Origin of the sequence: Pseudomonas sp. PDM32, from assembly GCF_019219225.1 — a bacterium.
GTDB lineage: Bacteria > Pseudomonadota > Gammaproteobacteria > Pseudomonadales > Pseudomonadaceae > Aquipseudomonas > Aquipseudomonas laurylsulfatiphila.
This window is the reverse complement of the sequence record NZ_JAHUWE010000014.1, coordinates 16,749-33,788: the sequence shown is the minus strand read 5'-3', so window position 1 is coordinate 33,788 and position 17,040 is coordinate 16,749. Positions and strand designations below refer to the sequence as shown.

Annotated in this window: 14 protein-coding genes; 5 read left to right on the top strand and 9 right to left on the bottom strand. The window is 61.6% G+C overall.

The window, feature by feature from the left end; all coding sequences use genetic code 11:
- Window positions 1-89 precede the first annotated feature (89 nt).
- Window positions 90-1,286 carry an AAA family ATPase gene (locus tag KW846_RS24265; protein WP_218485801.1) on the top strand — a complete coding sequence of 399 codons (1,197 nt, stop codon included), beginning with the start codon at window positions 90-92 and terminating at the stop codon, window positions 1,284-1,286.
- A 468-nt stretch (window positions 1,287-1,754) separates the two neighbouring features.
- Here KW846_RS24265 and KW846_RS24260 read toward each other — a convergent pair whose 3' ends face one another.
- The 8 genes from KW846_RS24260 to KW846_RS24225 form a co-directional block, all read right to left on the bottom strand.
- Window positions 1,755-2,537 carry a MetQ/NlpA family ABC transporter substrate-binding protein gene (locus KW846_RS24260; protein ID WP_007972924.1) on the bottom strand — a complete coding sequence of 261 codons (783 nt, stop codon included), beginning with the start codon at window positions 2,535-2,537 and terminating at the stop codon, window positions 1,755-1,757.
- 253 nt (window positions 2,538-2,790) lie between these two features.
- Entirely contained in the window at window positions 2,791-3,711 is a 921-nt protein-coding gene (locus KW846_RS24255) for a sigma 54-interacting transcriptional regulator (protein ID WP_007972926.1), read from the bottom strand.
- Between the two features lie 55 nt (window positions 3,712-3,766).
- A complete protein-coding gene (locus tag KW846_RS24250; RefSeq protein WP_007972928.1) occupies window positions 3,767-4,348 on the bottom strand; it encodes an alpha/beta hydrolase in 582 nt (193 codons plus the stop codon).
- Between the two features lie 268 nt (window positions 4,349-4,616).
- Window positions 4,617-5,018 (bottom strand): biopolymer transporter ExbD, encoded by a 402-nt coding sequence (locus KW846_RS24245; RefSeq protein WP_102701888.1) that lies wholly within the window; start codon window positions 5,016-5,018, stop codon window positions 4,617-4,619.
- A 1-nt stretch (window position 5,019) separates the two neighbouring features.
- The gene (locus tag KW846_RS24240; protein WP_218485800.1) at window positions 5,020-5,745 is read right to left on the bottom strand and encodes a MotA/TolQ/ExbB proton channel family protein; all 726 of its coding nucleotides are present in this window, start codon (window positions 5,743-5,745) and stop codon (window positions 5,020-5,022) included.
- 44 nt (window positions 5,746-5,789) lie between these two features.
- Window positions 5,790-6,599 carry an energy transducer TonB gene (locus KW846_RS24235; protein ID WP_218485799.1) on the bottom strand — a complete coding sequence of 270 codons (810 nt, stop codon included), beginning with the start codon at window positions 6,597-6,599 and terminating at the stop codon, window positions 5,790-5,792.
- Window positions 6,600-6,858: 259 nt separating this feature from the next.
- Window positions 6,859-9,219, bottom strand: a complete 2,361-nt coding sequence (locus KW846_RS24230; protein ID WP_218485798.1) for a TonB-dependent receptor — start codon at window positions 9,217-9,219, stop codon at window positions 6,859-6,861.
- 133 nt (window positions 9,220-9,352) lie between these two features.
- Window positions 9,353-10,273 (bottom strand): TauD/TfdA family dioxygenase, encoded by a 921-nt coding sequence (locus KW846_RS24225; protein ID WP_218485797.1) that lies wholly within the window; start codon window positions 10,271-10,273, stop codon window positions 9,353-9,355.
- A gap of 183 nt (window positions 10,274-10,456) precedes the next feature.
- Between KW846_RS24225 and KW846_RS24220 the strand changes: the two genes are divergently transcribed.
- Window positions 10,457-11,377, top strand: coding sequence for a LysR family transcriptional regulator (locus tag KW846_RS24220; RefSeq protein ID WP_218485796.1), 921 nt, complete (start codon window positions 10,457-10,459; stop codon window positions 11,375-11,377).
- A gap of 123 nt (window positions 11,378-11,500) precedes the next feature.
- On the opposite strand, the gene KW846_RS24215 is transcribed toward KW846_RS24220, so the two are convergent.
- Entirely contained in the window at window positions 11,501-12,514 is a 1,014-nt protein-coding gene (locus KW846_RS24215) for an ABC transporter substrate-binding protein (protein ID WP_218485795.1), read from the bottom strand.
- A gap of 403 nt (window positions 12,515-12,917) precedes the next feature.
- Here KW846_RS24215 and KW846_RS24210 point away from each other — a divergent pair, with 403 nt between their 5' ends.
- The 3 genes from KW846_RS24210 to KW846_RS24200 are packed head-to-tail and all read left to right on the top strand — an operon-like array spanning window position 12,918 to window position 16,954.
- Window positions 12,918-14,516, top strand: a complete 1,599-nt coding sequence (locus KW846_RS24210; protein ID WP_218485794.1) for an ABC transporter permease — start codon at window positions 12,918-12,920, stop codon at window positions 14,514-14,516.
- A complete protein-coding gene (locus tag KW846_RS24205) occupies window positions 14,513-15,328 on the top strand; it encodes an ABC transporter ATP-binding protein (RefSeq protein ID WP_218485793.1) in 816 nt (271 codons plus the stop codon). The genes KW846_RS24210 and KW846_RS24205 overlap by 4 nt, the downstream gene beginning before the upstream one ends.
- 15 nt (window positions 15,329-15,343) lie before the next feature.
- Window positions 15,344-16,954, top strand: coding sequence for an arylsulfatase (locus tag KW846_RS24200; protein ID WP_218485792.1), 1,611 nt, complete (start codon window positions 15,344-15,346; stop codon window positions 16,952-16,954).
- Window positions 16,955-17,040: the final 86 nt, after the last annotated feature.

Here is a 17,040-nt window from a genome sequence, read left to right as displayed (position 1 = left end):
TTCACCCTGCCTTACGTCCAAAACACTTGCGCTAGACACCTGACCGTACCGGACAATGGGCCTCGCTCGACCCCGCCACAGGAACCCACATGCTCAATACGCTCGCGGTAGCCAATTACCGCTCGATCAACAAGCTGGTAATCCCGCTGGGCCGACTGAATCTGATCACCGGCCCCAACGGCAGCGGCAAGTCCAACCTGTACCGTGCGCTGCGCCTGCTGGCGGAAACCGCCCAGGGCGGCGTGGTCAATGCCCTGGCCCGTGAAGGCGGGCTGGATTCGAGCTTCTGGGCCGGCCCGGAAACCCTCTCCCGACGCATGCGTGCCGGCGAAGCCGCCATCGAGCCCACTGTGCGCCAAGGCGTCAAGCGCCTGCGCCTGGGGTTTGCGGGAGAGGATTTCGGCTACTCGATCAGCCTCGGCCTTCCCGATTCCAATGGTCATTTCATGCTGCCCGGGCACAGCTCACCGATTCCGTCCTATTTCAGCCTGGACCCGCAGATCAAACGCGAATGCCTGTGGGCAGGCGCGTTCTACCGCCCGGCCAGTCTACTGGTCGATCGTGACGGCCCGATGATCCGCGCCCGCTCCGAGCGCAAGTGGGATGTGCTGGCGCAGCACACGCCGACGTTCGACAGCCTGTTCGATCAGGTCGGCAGCCTGCGCGGTTCGCCGGAAGTGCTGGAGATGCGCGAATTCATTCGCCGCTGGCGCTTTTACGATCACTTTCGCAGCGATGCCGACGCCCCGGCGCGCCAACCGCAACTGGGCACTCGCACGCCGGTGCTGCATCACGACGGACGCGACCTGGCAGCGGCCTTGCAGACGATCATCGAAATCGGCGATCCCGACGCCTTGCGGGCGGCGATCAGCGACGCCTTCCCCGGCGCACGACTGAACATCGACCCTCTGCCCGGTGGACGCTTCGCCATCGAGTTCTTTCAGGAAGGTTTGTTGCGGCCGCTGTCTGCCGCCGAGCTGTCGGACGGAACCTTGCGTTACTTGTTGCTGGTCGCCGCGCTGCTGACGCCACGACCGCCGACGCTGATGGTGCTGAACGAGCCGGAAACCAGCCTGCATCCGGACCTGCTGCCGGCGCTGGCACGCTTGATCATCCGTGCCTCGGCGCATTGCCAGGTGTGGGTGGTGTCCCATGCCCGGCGCTTGATTTCGGCGTTGCAGGAGGACCCGGACTGCAACTGCATCGTGCTGGAGAAAAATCTTGGCCAGACCGGGATCGTGGGTCAGCGCATGCTGGATGAGCCGGCATGGTATTGGCCGGATTGAGCGGCGCGTGATTTGCCGGGTTGAAGGAAGACGTCTATTTTCCCTTGCGCCGTAGGAAGGATCTTTTTTTCGAAACACAGCTCCAAGGACGAACCACTTTTGGCCAGACTCCCGGCCAACATCTCACAAGGACGAGAACATGGCAGACGAACAACCGCCGCAACGGCTGGATCCGCAGGACATTCTGAAATTACTGATGGCGTTGCGCAGGGCGTTGAAGGCCAGGCCGGCCTGATCAACTCCATGGTCAACAGGCTCTTTGTGGCGAGGGGGCTTGCCCCCGTTGGGCTGCGAAGCGGCCCCAAACAGATCTCCCGCGCTCCCTTGGGCGAATGCTGCGCATTCGAACGGGGGCAAGCCCCCTCGCCACAAAAGCTCCCGCGCCACAGGCAAATCGAACGCTCAAAAAAACGCCGACGCTAATTCAGCCGTCGGCGTTTGAAACCTTGAAGGGGTTTGCTTCGCGAATCAGAACGCTGGCAATACCGCGCCGCTGTACTTCTTCTCGATGAAGGCTTTCACTTCCGGGCTGGTCAGGGCCTTGGCCAGTTTCTGGATGGCAACGCTGTCCTTGTTGTCCGGACGGGCCACCAGGAAGTTCACGTAAGGCGAGTCGGCACCTTCGATCACCAGCGCGTCTTTAGCCGGGTTCAGACCCGCTTCCAGCGCGTAGTTGGTGTTGATCATGTCCAGGTCGACCTGATCCAGCACGCGCGGCAGCATTGCGGACTCAAGCTCCTTGAACTTGAAGTTGTGCGGGTTCTTGGCGATGTCTTTTGGCGTGGCCAGGGCGTTTTTCGGGTCTTTCAACTCGATCAGGCCAGCCTTCTGCAGCAGGATCAGAGCACGGCCGCTGTTGCTGCCTTCGTTCGGGATAGCGATGGTCGCGCCGTCTTTCAACTCAGCCAGGGTTTTGACTTTCTTCGAGTAGCCGCCGAACGGTTCGACGTGCACGCCGATCACGGTTTCCAGGTGGGTGCCTTTGCCTTCGTTGAAGCTCTTGAGGTACGGCAGGGTCTGGAAGTAGTTGGCGTCCAGACGCTTCTGGTCGACCTGCACGTTCGGCTGAACGTAATCGGTGAAGACTTTGATTTCCAGGTCCACGCCTTCTTTGGCGAGGGTTGGCTTGATCAGCTCAAGAATCTCGGCGTGTGGAACCGGGGTCGCGGCAACCACCAGTTTCTCGCCAGCCTGGGCCAGGCCCGCGGTCAGGGCAGCCGCCAGTGCGGTGAACAACAGAACCTTTTTCATGCAGTGTCCTTATCGAAAATCACAGTCGCTTGTGGCGACGGCTTGAAGATGAGAGTGCCAGTGAAGTGCTATCGCTGGCGTGAAGCGGACAATACCGGGATTTTTTATTCCCGAACAATAACGTTTATTCAGCTTCATATTCCATTTTGTTCATACAACCCTGTAGGAACTGCCGCAGGCTGCGATCTTTTGCTCTTGATCTTTGGCGGCCCGAATAGTGCGAGGATCAAAAGATCGCAGCCTTCGGCAGCTCCTACAAAAGCCGGGCGTCTTGCAGGAGGTTTTTCAGGGCTGCTTGTTCGGCGGCTGATCCATTGGCGAGAATCTGCTTGATCTGACTGTCGATCTGCGCCAGCGGATCAGGCAAATTCAAATGCTCCGGCAAAATCTCGTCGCCCGTACTCACCAGCAGCGCAAAGTGAATGATGTTTTCCAGCTCCCGGGTATTGCCCGGCCAACTGTGGCGTTCCAGCACAAGCTGCGCCGCTTCGCTGATCAGCGGCACCGGCAGGTCGAGGCGCTGGCTGTAGATGCCGAGGAAGTATTCGGCCAGCGGCAGGATGTCTCCCGTACGCTCGCGCAGTGCCGGCAGTTCGAGCGGGCCCTCGCTGAGGTAGTGATAGAGCCGCTCATGGAATTTCCCGGCGGCCACCGCCTGGGCCAGATCGATGCTGGTGGCCGCCACCAGCCGCACATCCACCGGGCTCGGCTGCTGCGCGCCGACGCGGGTGACTTCATGGTTCTCCAGGGCGGCGAGCAGCTTGATCTGGATCGGCAGCGGCAGGTCACCGATTTCGTCCAGGTACAGCGTGCCGCCGTTGGCCGAGCCGAACCAGCCGGCACGACTGCTCGCCGAACCGCTGTAGCTGCCCGCCGCATAGCCGAACAGCTCGGCATCGGCGTAGGTCGGGCTGATGGCGCCGCAGTTGACCGACACGAACAACCCGCCGCGATCACTGGCGCGGTGGATATGACGGGCCAGCAACTCCTTGCCGGTGCCTGTTTCGCCACGGATCAGCACCGAGACTGAACGCGTGGCCAGTTGCTCAAGGTCTTCACGTAATTGCCGCGAACGCGGGTCGACAAACACCAGCGCCTTGGCGCGGATGCTCAGAGGACTTTTTTCGGCGTCGGGAAAGGTCAGCAGTGGCTGACCGAAGGTTTCAAAGCTCATGGCAGACTCCCGCCCAAAACCGCCGGGAGACGGGGGCGTTAAATAAAGAAAGTGTTCAAGCGCGGCGCAGGGCGTGATGTTCCATGCGGTTTTGCAGGCGATAGAGATAGGCAAAACCCTGTTCCCAACGCTGGTGACCGGACTTCACGTTGATATGCCCCGCCCCCGCCAGAATCCCCGCCTCGGCACCCCAGTTGCGCGCCAGCTCCAGGGCTCGCGGCGCACTGACGGCGCTGTCGTTGTCAGAGCTGACGACCTGGCTGGGGAACGGCAGCAGGTCCGTCGGGATCGGCGCGAAGTTGCGCAAGGCCGGTGCACAGGCCGGGCGTTCGACATCCGCCGGGGCGACCAGCAGGGCACCGCGCACCTGACGCAGGAACTGCACAGGCGCCGTGGCCGCCCAATGGGCGACGGTGATGCAACCCAGGCTGTGGGCGATCAGGATGACCGGCGTGCTGTCGGCGGCAATCGCCTCGGCCAGCGCCGCGACCCAGTCTTCACGGCGCGGCGTCAGCCAGTCGGCCTGCTCCACCCGTGCGCTGTTCGGCAGGCTGTTCTGCCAGTGGCTTTGCCAATGATCTTCTGGCGATCCTTGCCAGCCCGGCACAATCAGGTAGCGAATTGATTCGTTGCGCATGGGGGAGCTCTCCTGCTGCGTGTCTGTTCCCGGTCGAGTATAGGGAGGAGAGTTATATTCGTTAAGGAATAAGAAGCTATTTATTAAGACCCACATAGAATATTAAACACTCTCTGTAGGAGCTGCCGAAGGCTGCGATCTTTTGATCTTGATACGCAAAATCAAAAGATCGCAGCCTTCGGCAGCTCCTACAGGTTTGGTGTTTTGCACCGGAATAAAAAAGGGGCCGCACCCTGCCAAGGAGACGGCCCCGGAAAACGAAAACCTGTTAACGCGCAGTGATCACCGACAACTTGGTAATCCCTGCCCGTTCAATCGATGCCATGGCCCGCGCCACCTCGCCGTAATTCACACCGTCATCCGCCTGCAACTGCACGCGCACCTCGGGGTCCTTGGCCTTCGCCGACTTGAGACTGAACTCCAGCAAGTCCGGCTGTATCTCGTCCTTGTTGATGAACAGTTTGCCAGCACCGTCGATGCTCACCACCAGCGGGTCCTTCTGCTCCACCGGCGCCACCGCTTCGGTCTTGGGCAGGTTGATCGGAATGGCGTTGGTCAGCAGCGGGGCGGTGACGATGAACACCACCAGCAACACCAGCATCACATCCACCAGCGGCGTCACGTTGATTTCGCTGAGCACCTCATCGGTGTCTTGCGTGGAGAAGGCCATATCAGGACGCCTCCTTCACTTTCTGCGCGCTGCCCTGGGCTGCCACCTTGTGCGCCGTCGGGTGGATCAGCACGCGGAACGAACTCTTCTGCGCCAGGCTGTAGAAGTCATGGGCGAAGTCATCCAGGTCCGCCGCCGTCAGTTTCAAGCGACGCAAAAAGTAGTTGTAAACCAGCACTGCCGGCACCGCGACGGCGATCCCCACACCCGTGGCGACCAGTGCCGCGCCAATCGGTCCGGCGACCGTTTCAAGGCTGGCCGAGCCCGCCGCGCTGATGCCTTTCAACGCTTCCATGATTCCCCACACCGTGCCGAACAAACCAATGAACGGCGAGGTACTGCCAATACTGGCGAGCACGGCCAACCCGGTTTCCAGCGACCGGCGCTCGCGCACGATCTGCTGGCGCAAGGCTCGCTCCAGACGATCCTGATGGTTGATCGCCTGGCTCAAGTCCGCCGCCTGTGGCGTCTCGCCCACCTGGATGGCCGCATAACCGGCCTGCGCCACCCGGGCGGCCGCGCCAGGCCGGGTTTCGCTCAGTTCGGCCGCCGAGTCGAGACTCGAAGCGGCCCAGAACTGCTGATGAAACTTTCGATCCTGTGCCTTCAGGCGACCGAACTGCACGCCCTTGAGCAATGCCAGGCCCCAGGTCGCGACGGAAAAAACCACCAGCAGCCAGATCACCGCGCTTTCGATGGATTCAAGTGGAGAGGCCAGTAACGTCATGATGTATTCCTCGTGTAAACGTTTCGCGCGAAATTGGTTTCTGTTTAATGAATCTTGAAATCGATGGGCACGCTGACCCAGCCGTCCTGGGCGACATCACCTTGCTTGGCCGGCACGAAACTCCAGCGCTTCACCGCGTTCAGCGCGGCGTCATCCAACGCATCGCGACCACTGCTTTTCTGGATCTGAATCTCGCCGGGCTTACCGCTGGCCAACACATGCACACGCAACAACACCGTACCTTCCCAGCCGCGACGCTGGGCCAGCGACGGGTATTCCGGCGCCGGGTTTTTCAAGTAGCCAGCGGTGGCGGAGGCCGGTGTCACAGGCGCTGGGGCCGGCGGTGCAGGTGGTGCCGGGGCCGCGACGGGTGCTGCCGGTTGTGGCGGCGCGGGTGGCTGCTCAACGGCCTTTGGCGCCGGTTTCGGTAGCGGTTTGGCGACCGGTTTGGGCTTGGGAACCGGCTTCGGTGGAGGCGGCTTCACCGCCAGTTCGTCTTCCACTGGCGGTGGCGGCTCAATCACAGGTTGCACAGGTTGTGGTGGCGGCGGCTCGACCACCGGTGGCGCCGGACGCGAAAATTCGATGGTCATGGGCGGGACTTCTGGCGGCACGATCGGCAGCACCGGGGTCGGTTGCTGATTGACCCAATAGATCACCGCGCCATGCACCAGCAACGCCAGCACGCCCAGCACGATTGCTTCACGCCGGCGAAGGACGCCTTTGGGGGCTCGCTGCAAACGCAACTGCCCCAAGGGCACCCGGTGCGGTCGGCCGAGGTCGACCAATTCGCCACCGGGTGCCTGCCGCCAAAGCACCTCATGTGCACCGGCGGCGATCTGGACATTGCCCATTGTTTAACTCCCTGCGGTCTCTTTGCGGATAACCGGAACGTCGTGCTGAACATCCCCCGACGACGCCCCGGTAGAGCAATCATTGGCTTGAACGCTTAGCTCTTAAAGTAATGTTTAAACTTATAATTAGACCTAAAACGAATAACAAAAACCCTCAACCCACCGCCAGAGCCCGCCGTTCAAGGGCTCTGGCGCAGTGGAAAAAATCCGATGCTTTGCGGGCATTGAAAGTATTCATTCGAAGCATGCGTTTTCGCCGTCAGAAGTCGTATCGGCCGGTCACGCCGAGCGTGCGTGGCGTACCGAGCAGGCCTTCATAACCACCATTGGCGGCCGTCCACAGCGTTGTGTAGTAGGTTTTGTCGAAGGCGTTTTTCAGCCACAACGAAACGTCCCACTGCCCCTGGTTGAAGTCGCCGCGCAGACCGGTGGACAGGTTGACCACCGCATAACTCGGGATCTGCCCGAAGTCGGAGTCTTCCACCGTGCCCACCGCTTTGGAGCGGAACGCATAACTGGCGGTGACGTACTCCTCGAAGCCGTTGCTCAGGTTCCACTTGTATTCGCCGTTGGCGTTGCCGATCCATTTCGAGGCGCCGACCACTTGATGGCCAGTGAGGTCGCAAGACGCCGGAGCGCCCGGCGCCAGGCTGACTTCCGGCGGGCACGGCGCATCCTTGTAGGAGAGGTAACTGACGTCGTTGTACGAACCGTTGATGTTCAGCGTCAGGCCGCGCAGAGGGATCAGGGTGCTTTCGAACTCCACGCCACGGGAGCGCACGGAACCGGCATTGGTCAGGTATTGCACGCGATTGACGTCGTCATAGGCGTTGGTCTGATAGCCGTTGACCTGGGTCCAGAACAGGTTGGCGTTGAGTTGCAGGCGACGGTCCCACAGGGTGCTCTTGAAGCCGAGTTCGGCGTTGTTGGCGCGCTCGGTGCCGATCAGCAACGAGTCGGCACCGGCCACAGGCGCCATACCGACGGCCAGGTTGACCCCACCGGATTTTTCGCCGTGGGACAACGTGGCGTAGGTGAGCAGGTCGTCGGTGAGGTGGTAGCTGAGGTTCAACAGCCCCGACGGGCTGGAGCTGTACTGGTTCAGATCGCCGGAATCGTAGGCCCCCGCACGAGCGCGTCGTGCCGCGGCCGCCGCGCCGGTGACTGCGGCACCACCGGCGGGTGCATTGCGGGTCACCCAGGCGTTTTTCTCTTCATAGGTGCCGCGCAGGCCGGCAGTGAAATCCAGGCGTTCGGTCAGGTGCCAGGTGCCCTGCGCAAACAGCGCGAAGCTGTTGGTTTCGATATGACCGTTGCCGACACTGTCGATGTTGTTCAGCGCACCGTTGGGCGTGCCACTCCAGATGTCCGCTTGCGGCCCGTAAAAGGTGAAGGATTTGTTGTCCAGGTCGGAGCCGAAGTAATAAGCGCCGAGCACGTAATCGAAGAACCCGCCGGTAGGCGACGCCAGGCGAAACTCCTGGGAGTACTGCTTGTCCTCCACCGAAACCCCGGCGTTGTAGAAGACGGTGGTGTTCAGGCCGTCATCATTGCGCGGGGTGAAATTCCACCAGCGGTAAGCGCTGATGGACGTCAGGGTGAAGTCGCTCGGCAGCGTCCAGTTGGCCTCCACCGACGTGCCGCCCTGATGCACGGTGACATGTTGGTCGTTGTTCAGGTTGACCTTGCGGTGGGTGCCGTCGACCAGTGTCGCGCCCGTGGCATTGGCCCGGGTCTGGTAAAGGTTGGTGCCATTGATGGTCGGCCCGGTGTTGAACAACACGCGGGTGCCGGCGCTGGAATCTTCTTCGTTGTAGTCGCCGATCCAGCGCAGGTTGAACGATTCGTTCGGCTTGAACAGCAACTGGCCACGGAAGCCATCGCGCGAGCCGCCATTCAAATCGTGGCCGTCGAATTCATTCTTGATATCACCGTCGCTGCGGGTGCGATACGCAGAAAAGCGCCCGGCGAGCTGGTCATTCAGCGGGCCGGAAATCGTGCCCTTGGTCTGGAAGTAACCATCCTCGCCCACCGAAGATTCGATGCTGCGTTCCGGGGTGAAGGTCGGCGCGCGGGTGCTGATGTTGATCACACCGGCCGTGGTGTTCTTGCCGAACAAGGTGCCTTGCGGACCGCGCAGCACTTCGAGCTGCTCGATGTCCATCAGGTCGAACACAGCCATGCCTGGCCGGCCGAGGTATACGTTATCGAGGTACAGGCCGACACTGCCTTCCAGGCCATCGCTGGCCGGGTTGTTGCCCAGGCCACGAATTGACACGCTGGACTGGCGCGCATGCATGTAGGCGACGTTGACGCTGGGCACCAGTTGCTGCAAATCCTGGATGCGATAGACCCGCTGGGTTTCCAGAGTCTGGCCGCTGACCACGCTCATCGGGGTGGGTACGTCCTGCGAGCTTTCTTCGCGGCGGCGAGTCGTGACCGTCACGGTTGCCAGTTGGGTATTGTCGGCCGTGGCGGTTTTTGCCGGGGTGGTTTCAGGGGTGGCGCTCTCGGCCGCATAGCCTTGGGTCCAGCCGGCACTGCCTGCCAGTAACAGAGCCAGGGGCAGGCGTTTGAGCCGTTGTGGAGAGTGGGTTGGGGCGAAATGCAACGGACTCATAAGGCGGGTTCCCGATCAAAAAAAGTTCTTTGTTGCTTGCCAGGCCGCCTTCGCGAGCAAGCCCGCTCCCACACTGACCGTGTGAACACTGGAGATCCCCTGTGGGAGCGGGCTTGCCCGCGAAGGCGTCGGCTCAGACGCCGCCGATATCCGGCCCTTTCACCGTCTGGCTGACCTGCCCGTTCACACCCACCGGCACTTCACCCTTGAGCGTCACACGGCGCACGATCCGGTCCTGGGTCCCGTAGTCATCCACCGCATAATGCTGGGTCGAGCGGTTGTCCCAGATCGCCACGTCACCGGCCTTCCAGCGCCAGCGCACGATGTTTTCCTGGCGGATCACATGACTTTGCAGCAACCCGAACAGGTGCGCCGAATCGGCCTGGGAATAGCCCTTGATGCGTTTGACGAAATGCCCCAGCAACAGGCTCTTCTCGCCGCTGATCGGGTGCACGCGCACCACCGGGTGTTCGGTCTCGTAAACCGTCGAGGTGAAGACCTTGCGATAACGCTCCAGCTTCTCCGCCGAAACGTCCGGCCGGGTCCCGGCGTAGTCGTATTCGTTGCTGTGCACGGCGACCAGTTTGTCGGCCAGCTCACGCAGCTCCTCCGACAACCCGTTGTAGGCGGTGGCGGTGTTGGCCCACAGGGTGTCGCCACCGAAAGCCGGGGCCACCACCGAGCGCAGGATCGAGGCTTTGGGGTAGGCCTCGACGAAGGTCACGTCGGTGTGCCAGGAGCTCGCACGCTGGCCCTCGGCACCGTCCAGTTCCAGCAGAAAACGCGTGCCTTCACGCACCGGCACGGTCGGGTGCGCTACCGGTTCGCCGAGCAGGTGGGCGAACGCCTCTTGGCGCTGATCGTCGAGTTGGGTCTGCTCGCGGAAGAAGATCACTTTGTATTGCAGCAGCGCCTGTTGAATGGCTTCAACGGTGGCGGCATCCAGCTCGCCGGAAAGCTGTACACCACGGATTTCGGCGCCGATGCGACCGGCCACCGGATGGATTTCAAGCGCGTGAACAGCGGGTTGTACTGCGAAAGCGGCATTGCTCATGGGTAGACCCTCATCAGACTGCTTGCGGTTGAACCGGCCGCGAAACACTGCTCTATCTATATTCTATTTAGATCTAATAGATATAGACATGCTTCGTTGACGGAATAAGAGGTTGCATTTAAAACCTCAGTCAACCCTCGTCGCAAATGCCTTCGAGCTATTTTTAGGATGCCGGAAAAGCATATGGATCTTCGCCAGTTGCGTTACTTCATCGCCCTCGACGAACACCGCAGTTTCGTGCGCGCGGCCGAGGCCATGGGCATTACCCAACCGGCCTTCAGCCGCAGCATCCAGGGGCTGGAGCAAGAGTTCGGCTGCGTGTTGGTGGACCGTGGCAACAAGGATTTGCGCCCCACCCCCGAAGGCCTGGTGGTGCTGCAACATGCCCGCAGCCTGGTGCAGGGTGCGGCGCTGCTCAGCTCGGAAGTGACGCAGATGACCAAGCTCGATGCCGGGGAACTGCGCTTCGGTTGCGGCCCGGCGCCGGCGGTGAAACTGGTGCCGGATGCAGTGGCGCAATTCATTAATGCGCACCCGAAAGTGCGCACCTGCTTCGAAGTGGATAACTGGGAAAAACTCAGCCGCGCCCTGAGCCGTGAGGAGATCGAATTCTTCATCGCCGACATCCGCCACTTCGAGTCCGACCCGAACTTCCAGACCCAGGCGCTGACGCCCAAGCGCGGTGTGTTTTTCTGCCGTCCCGGGCATCCACTGCTGGCCAAGGAGAGCCTGTCGACCAACGACATGTTCGACTACCCGCTGGCGACCACGAAGATCCCGCCTGGCATTCGCAAACTGCTGGCAAACCTCAGTGGGCGGGTGGATTTTTCGCCGACCCTCGAGACCGAACATTTTCCGGCGCTGGTGAAGGTGGTGTTGCAATCCAATGCCATCGGCGTGGGCACGCAAGAGGCGTTCATCGAAGACATTGCCCAGGGTGCGCTGGTGCTGCTGCACTGGCGCAATTTGCCGCAGAACATCGAGAGCATGAATGCGCGGTGCGGGATTGTCAGCCGCACCGGGTTCCGGTTGTCGCCGGCGGCGCGGGCGATGATCGAGACGCTGGTGGCGGTGGACAGGCAGCAAGTCAGCGTCGCGGTTTAGGGCCTCTTCGCGAGCAAGCCCGCTCCCACATTTGATTTCCCGCGAACACAAAGTTTGTGTACGACGCAGAACCAGTGTGGGAGCGGGCTTGCTCGCGAAAGCGTCCGAATTGACGCTAGAGATTCAAAGTTTTGCCGCAGCCAACTCCGGCGCCACCCAATCCGTCACCTTGAACGACTTGCGAATCAGCTTCTGCTGCGATGCCAGGTCCACCGCATCCTGCAATTTGCCAAGGAACACCGGATCAAGTGTCGACGGGAACACCTCGCTCAATTTCTGATCCTTCAGGTCCTGGCTGAGAATCACCGGCGGGTAACTCGCCAACCCCGACACCAACTGAACATAAGCATCCTTGTTGCTATCCTGGGTCAGCCACGCCACCGCTTGCTGTTGAGCCTTGAGCAGTGTGGCGACCGCCTCGGGGTGCTCGTCGACGAACTTCCCGGTCCCCACCAACACGGCCTGCACACTGCCGGCGCCGCCCAGGTCCTTGGTGGTCAGAGGCAACTCGGCCAGCCCCTTGGCCTGTAATGCGGTGAGCCCGGAACCACCCCACGAGGCATCGATCTGCTTCGCCGCCAGCGCCGCCACCGCCGCGTTGAAGTCCAGGTTGATGACTTTCACATCCTTCTCGCTCAACCCCTGACTGGCCAGCGCCGCATCGAAGGACAACTGGCTGGCCGTGCCACGGAAGATCGCCACGCGTTTGCCCTTGAGGTCTTGCAGGGTCTTGATCCCCGAACCCGGTACCACGCCGAGGTAGTGCTTGACCCCGCGCGCCGAGGCGCTGAGCAATCGCGTATCCAGACCATTGGACTTGCCGATGATAGCTGCCAGGTCGCCGAGGTAGGCCAGGTCCACCTGACCGTTGGCGAACGCTTCGTTGATCACCGGGCCTGCGCCCTTGAAGAAGCTCCACTGAATCTTGATGCCTTGATCGGCAAAGGCCTTTTCGAAGATCTGTTGATCGCGCAACACATCCACTACACCGCCACCGCTGTGCTGGGTACCGGCACTCAGGTCCGGCACGGCGATGCGGATTTCCTTGAGCTCACCGGCGTTGGCCGTGAAGGCCAGCAGACCCGCCAGGGCCGGTGCGGCGAACTGGCTGATGACACGTTTGAAGGGAAGGTTCATGGGTGCGGCTCCTTGGGGCAACGGGCGTTGATGAGCCGAAAGTAGGCCGAATCAGAACCAACACTTAAATACTATAAATTCACATTTTTAGATCATATGGATCTATATCAACACCGGCGGACCTCTCCGCCGGGTATGCCTTGGCAGCATCGAAAATATTCTTCGAATGCATTGGATGCAGCGGCTGATGGAGGCCTTAAATGGTCTCGCTTATCTCTCAATAGCATTGACTTGAATTTTTATAGATCAATTTCGCATACACCTTAACCCCCTGTGGGAGCGAGCTTGCTCGCGATAGCGGTGTGTCATCCAGCACATAAGTCGCCTGATACACCCTCATCGCGAGCAAGCTCGCTCCCACAAAAAGCAGGCTTGCATTGCAACCCGACAACGGAGGTCACCCATGGCCCGTGTTTCCCTTCTGAGCCTGCCGCTGGCCGCACCTCGGCTTGATGGTCGACGACATTGGCCGACGCTGAGCCAGCGGCTCTTGCCCTGGCTATTACCCCTCAGCCTGTTTGCCCTCTGGTGGCTCGCCAGCCGCAACCACTGGATGAGCGAGCAGATCCTGCCGGCGCCGACCCTGGTCTGGAGCAGCGCCGTTGAATTGTCCCAAGGCGAATTGTGGAGCCATTTGTGGATCAGCCTGCAACGTTTGTCCTGGGGCCTGCTCGCGGGGATCAGTGTCGGTGCGGTATTGGGCGCGGCGCTGGGTTTCAGTCGTACGCTCGAACGCCTGGTGTTTCCCACCTTCGCCGGGTTGGCGCAAGTCCCGACCCTGGCCTGGATTCCCTTGTTCATGGTGTTTTTCGGCATCGGTGAAGTGCTGAAACTGGTGGTGCTGATCAAGGCCATCGTGGTGCCGGTGACCCTGCACACACTGGTCGGCGTGCGCGACGCGCAACCCAGGCTGCGCGAAGCCGCCGCCGTGTTGCGCCTGCCCAGGCACCTGTTGATCCGCCGTCTTGTGCTGCCTGCCGCACTGCCGGCCTTCATGGCCGGTGTGCGCCTTGCGCTGGCCGCCGGATGGACCTCGCTGCTCGCTGTCGAACTGCTCGCGTCCAGCGAAGGCATCGGCTACCTGATGGTCTGGGCACGCCAGTTGTTCATGCTCGACATCGTCTTCGTGTGCATCGTGGTGATCGGCTTGATCGGCGTGGCGATGGACCGCGGCATCGGCCTGCTGGACAGGAAGCTGGTGCACTGGCCGCACCCGGCCACCGCCGAAATCCGTCGCGGGCCGCGTTATCAAGGCTGGCAACGTCTGCAACCGTGGCTGCTGCCGCTGGCGCTGCTGGCGGTATGGCAACTGAGCTCGGATCATCAGTGGATTGACCCAAACATTCTGGTCAGCCCGCTGGCCGTCCTGCACACCACCTGGCATGGCCTGCTCGACGGCACACTGATTGGCGGCATGGCCCTGAGTCTGGGCCGAACCCTTGGCGGGTTACTGCTCGGTGGCGGGCTCGGCTTTGCTCTGGGCCTGCTGCTTGGACTGTCGCACACCAGTGAACGCGTGCTCGGCCCGACCCTCGCCGCCCTCCGCCAGATCGCCATATTCGCCTGGGTGCCGCTGCTCACCGCGTGGTTCGGCCTGGGGGAATTGGCCAAGTGGGTGTTCGTCGCCCTCGCCGCGTTTTTCCCGCTGTTCATCGCCACCCAACGCAGCGTCGCCAATCTCTCGCCACAACTCAACGAGGCTGCCCAAGTGTTGCGCCTGAATCTGCGCCAGCGCCTCGGTCGATTGGTGTTGCCGGGGGCGGCGCCGGGAATTTTCGCAGGCCTTCGCCTGAGCCTGATCTACGCCTGGCTCGGCACCATCGGCGCCGAATATTTCATGCCGTCCAACGGCGGCATCGGCAGCCAGATGATCGGTGCCCAGCAACTGCTGCGCATGGACCTGATCATGGCCGGCATGCTGCTGGTGGGCCTGACCGGCGCCCTGCTCAATCTCATTGGCCAACGCCTGGAAATCCGCGCCACTCGCTGGAGACACGCATGAACGCACCGATTGTCAGCTTCAATCACGTGGGCAAGACCTTCGACGTCGACGGCTTCGAGCTGGAGGCCATTCGCGAATTCAACCTGGACATCGCCGAGGGCGAATTCGTCGCCATCGTCGGCTCCAGCGGTTGCGGCAAATCCACTTTGCTGCGGCTGCTGGTGGGCCTCGACAGGCAATTTCGCGGGCAGATAAGCGTCGACGGAAAAGCCGTCACCGGCATCGGTGGCGAGCGCGGCATCGTCTTTCAGGAACACCGTTTGTTCCCGTGGCTGAGCGTGGCCGACAACATCGGCCTGGGCCTGGTCAACGAGCCATTGAGCGCCGCGCAAAAGCACCGGCGTATCCATGACTTCATCGAACTGGTGGGCCTGGGCGACTTCTCCCGCGCCTATCCGCACCAGCTCTCCGGCGGCATGGCGCAGCGCGTGGCCATTGCTCGCGGCCTGGTGGCCAGCCCACGGATTCTGCTGCTGGACGAGCCCTTCGGCGCCCTCGATGCGCTGACCCGCCAGCAGATGCAGGACGAACTGCTGGCGATCCGCGCTCGGGCAAAAATCACCACAGTGCTGGTCACCCACGATGTCGAGGAAGCGATCTTCCTCGCCGACCGCGTGGTGGTGATGGAGCCGCGTCCGGGGCGAATCAAGCAAGTGGTCGACATTGCCCTGCCCCATCCACGCCAGCGCAGCAGTTTCGACTTCCACCAATTGCGCGAAGAACTGCTTCACGAACTCACCAGCGACGGTCACTACCAGCCTCCCGTGCCGGTGCAGGTCCGCGATCTGCCGCTGTCCTTCATTGCCTACTGAAAAAGGAAATTTTTGATGCCGCAACGTCCCAACTTTTTAGTGATCCTGGCCGATGACCTGGGCTTTTCCGACCTCGGCGCCTTCGGCGGCGAAATCAATACACCGAACCTCGATGCCCTGGCCAACAATGGCCTGCGCCTGACCGATTTCCACACCGCACCGACCTGCTCGCCGACCCGTTCGATGCTGCTCACCGGCACCGATCACCACATCGCCGGCATCGGCACCATGGCCGAAGCCTTGACCCCGGACCTGATCGGCAAACCGGGTTATGAAGGGCACTTGAACGACCGCGTGGTCGCCCTGCCCGAGCTACTGCGCGAGGCGGGTTACCAGACGTTGATGAGCGGCAAATGGCACCTGGGCCTGACCGCCGAATTGGCACCCCACGCCCGGGGTTTCGAGCGTTCGTTTTCGCTGTTGCCCGGTGCGGCCAACCATTACGGCTTCGAGCCGACCTACGATGAAACGACGCCACGGCTGCTGAAATCCACGCCGGCGCTGTATATCGAAGACGACCGGTTCATCGACGAACTGCCGAAGGATTTTTATTCTTCCGATGCCTTTGGCGACAAGCTGCTGCAATACCTCAAGGAGCGCGACCAGACCCGGCCGTTCTTCGCCTACCTGCCGTTTTCCGCACCGCACTGGCCGCTGCAGGCACCGGCCGAGGTGGTGGAAAAATACCGTGGGCGCTATGACGCCGGCCCTGAAGTGCTGCGCCTGGAACGTCTGGAAAAACTCAAGAAACTGGGATTGATCGAGGCCGATGTCGAGCCGCATCCGCTGATCCAGTTGACTGCACAGTGGGATGCCCTGAGCGACGAGCAACGGCAGATTTCCGCGCGGGCCATGGAGGTTTACGCGGCGATGGTCGAGCGCATGGACTGGAACATCGGGCGTGTCGTCGATTACTTGCGCCAGCAGGGACAACTGGACAACACCTTCATCCTGTTCATGTCCGATAACGGCGCCGAAGGGGCGTTGCTGGAGGCCTTTCCGAAATTCGGCCCGCAGTTGCTGACCTATCTCAACCAACACTACGACAACAGCCTGAACAATATTGGCCGGGCCAATTCCTACGTCTGGTACGGACCGAACTGGGCGCAAGTGGCGACCGCGCCGTCGCGACTGTTCAAGGCCTTCACCACCGAAGGCGGGATTCGCGTGCCAGCGCTGGTGCATTACCCGCAGCTGCCGCTCAAGGGCCAGATCAGCCATGGGTTTGGCACGGTGATGGACATCACGCCGACCATTCTCGACCTGGCCGGCGTGCGCCATCCGGGCAAGCAATGGCACGGCAAACCCGTGGCGGAAGTTCGCGGGAAGTCGTGGCTGGGGTTTCTGTCGGGCGAGACGGCGCACGTGCATGACGAGCACACCGTCACCGGGTGGGAATTGTTCGGTCGGCGGGCGATCCGCCAGGGGCAGTGGAAGGCGGTGTACATCCCGGGACCGGTGGGGCCGGCGACCTGGCAGCTGTATGACCTGGGCAATGATCCGGGGGAGATTCATGACCTGGCGTCGAGCCAGCCGCAGCGGCTCAGTGCCTTGATCGAGCATTGGCAGCGGTATGTGGATGAGACGGGAGTGATCTTGAGTGAGTCGCCGTTTCAGCCGGATTGATGCTGCCTGAACCGGCCCCTTCGCGAGCAAGCCCGCTCCCACAGGTTTCTGCGGTGAATGCAAAATTTGCATTCAGCACAAATCAC

What these genes read in the sequence shown, in the direction of transcription:
- KW846_RS24265 (WP_218485801.1), top strand. Translation starts at nt 90, where the DNA reads ATGCTCAATACGCTCGCGGTAGCCAATTACCGCTCGATCAACAAGCTG.
- KW846_RS24260 (WP_007972924.1), bottom strand. Translation starts at nt 2,537, where the DNA reads ATGAAAAAGGTTCTGTTGTTCACCGCACTGGCGGCTGCCCTGACCGCG.
- KW846_RS24255 (WP_007972926.1), bottom strand. Translation starts at nt 3,711, where the DNA reads ATGAGCTTTGAAACCTTCGGTCAGCCACTGCTGACCTTTCCCGACGCC.
- KW846_RS24250 (WP_007972928.1), bottom strand. Translation starts at nt 4,348, where the DNA reads ATGCGCAACGAATCAATTCGCTACCTGATTGTGCCGGGCTGGCAAGGA.
- KW846_RS24245 (WP_102701888.1), bottom strand. Translation starts at nt 5,018, where the DNA reads ATGGCCTTCTCCACGCAAGACACCGATGAGGTGCTCAGCGAAATCAAC.
- KW846_RS24240 (WP_218485800.1), bottom strand. Translation starts at nt 5,745, where the DNA reads ATGACGTTACTGGCCTCTCCACTTGAATCCATCGAAAGCGCGGTGATC.
- KW846_RS24235 (WP_218485799.1), bottom strand. Translation starts at nt 6,599, where the DNA reads ATGGGCAATGTCCAGATCGCCGCCGGTGCACATGAGGTGCTTTGGCGG.
- KW846_RS24230 (WP_218485798.1), bottom strand. Translation starts at nt 9,219, where the DNA reads ATGAGTCCGTTGCATTTCGCCCCAACCCACTCTCCACAACGGCTCAAA.
- KW846_RS24225 (WP_218485797.1), bottom strand. Translation starts at nt 10,273, where the DNA reads ATGAGCAATGCCGCTTTCGCAGTACAACCCGCTGTTCACGCGCTTGAA.
- KW846_RS24220 (WP_218485796.1), top strand. Translation starts at nt 10,457, where the DNA reads ATGGATCTTCGCCAGTTGCGTTACTTCATCGCCCTCGACGAACACCGC.
- KW846_RS24215 (WP_218485795.1), bottom strand. Translation starts at nt 12,514, where the DNA reads ATGAACCTTCCCTTCAAACGTGTCATCAGCCAGTTCGCCGCACCGGCC.
- KW846_RS24210 (WP_218485794.1), top strand. Translation starts at nt 12,918, where the DNA reads ATGGCCCGTGTTTCCCTTCTGAGCCTGCCGCTGGCCGCACCTCGGCTT.
- KW846_RS24205 (WP_218485793.1), top strand. Translation starts at nt 14,513, where the DNA reads ATGAACGCACCGATTGTCAGCTTCAATCACGTGGGCAAGACCTTCGAC.
- KW846_RS24200 (WP_218485792.1), top strand. Translation starts at nt 15,344, where the DNA reads ATGCCGCAACGTCCCAACTTTTTAGTGATCCTGGCCGATGACCTGGGC.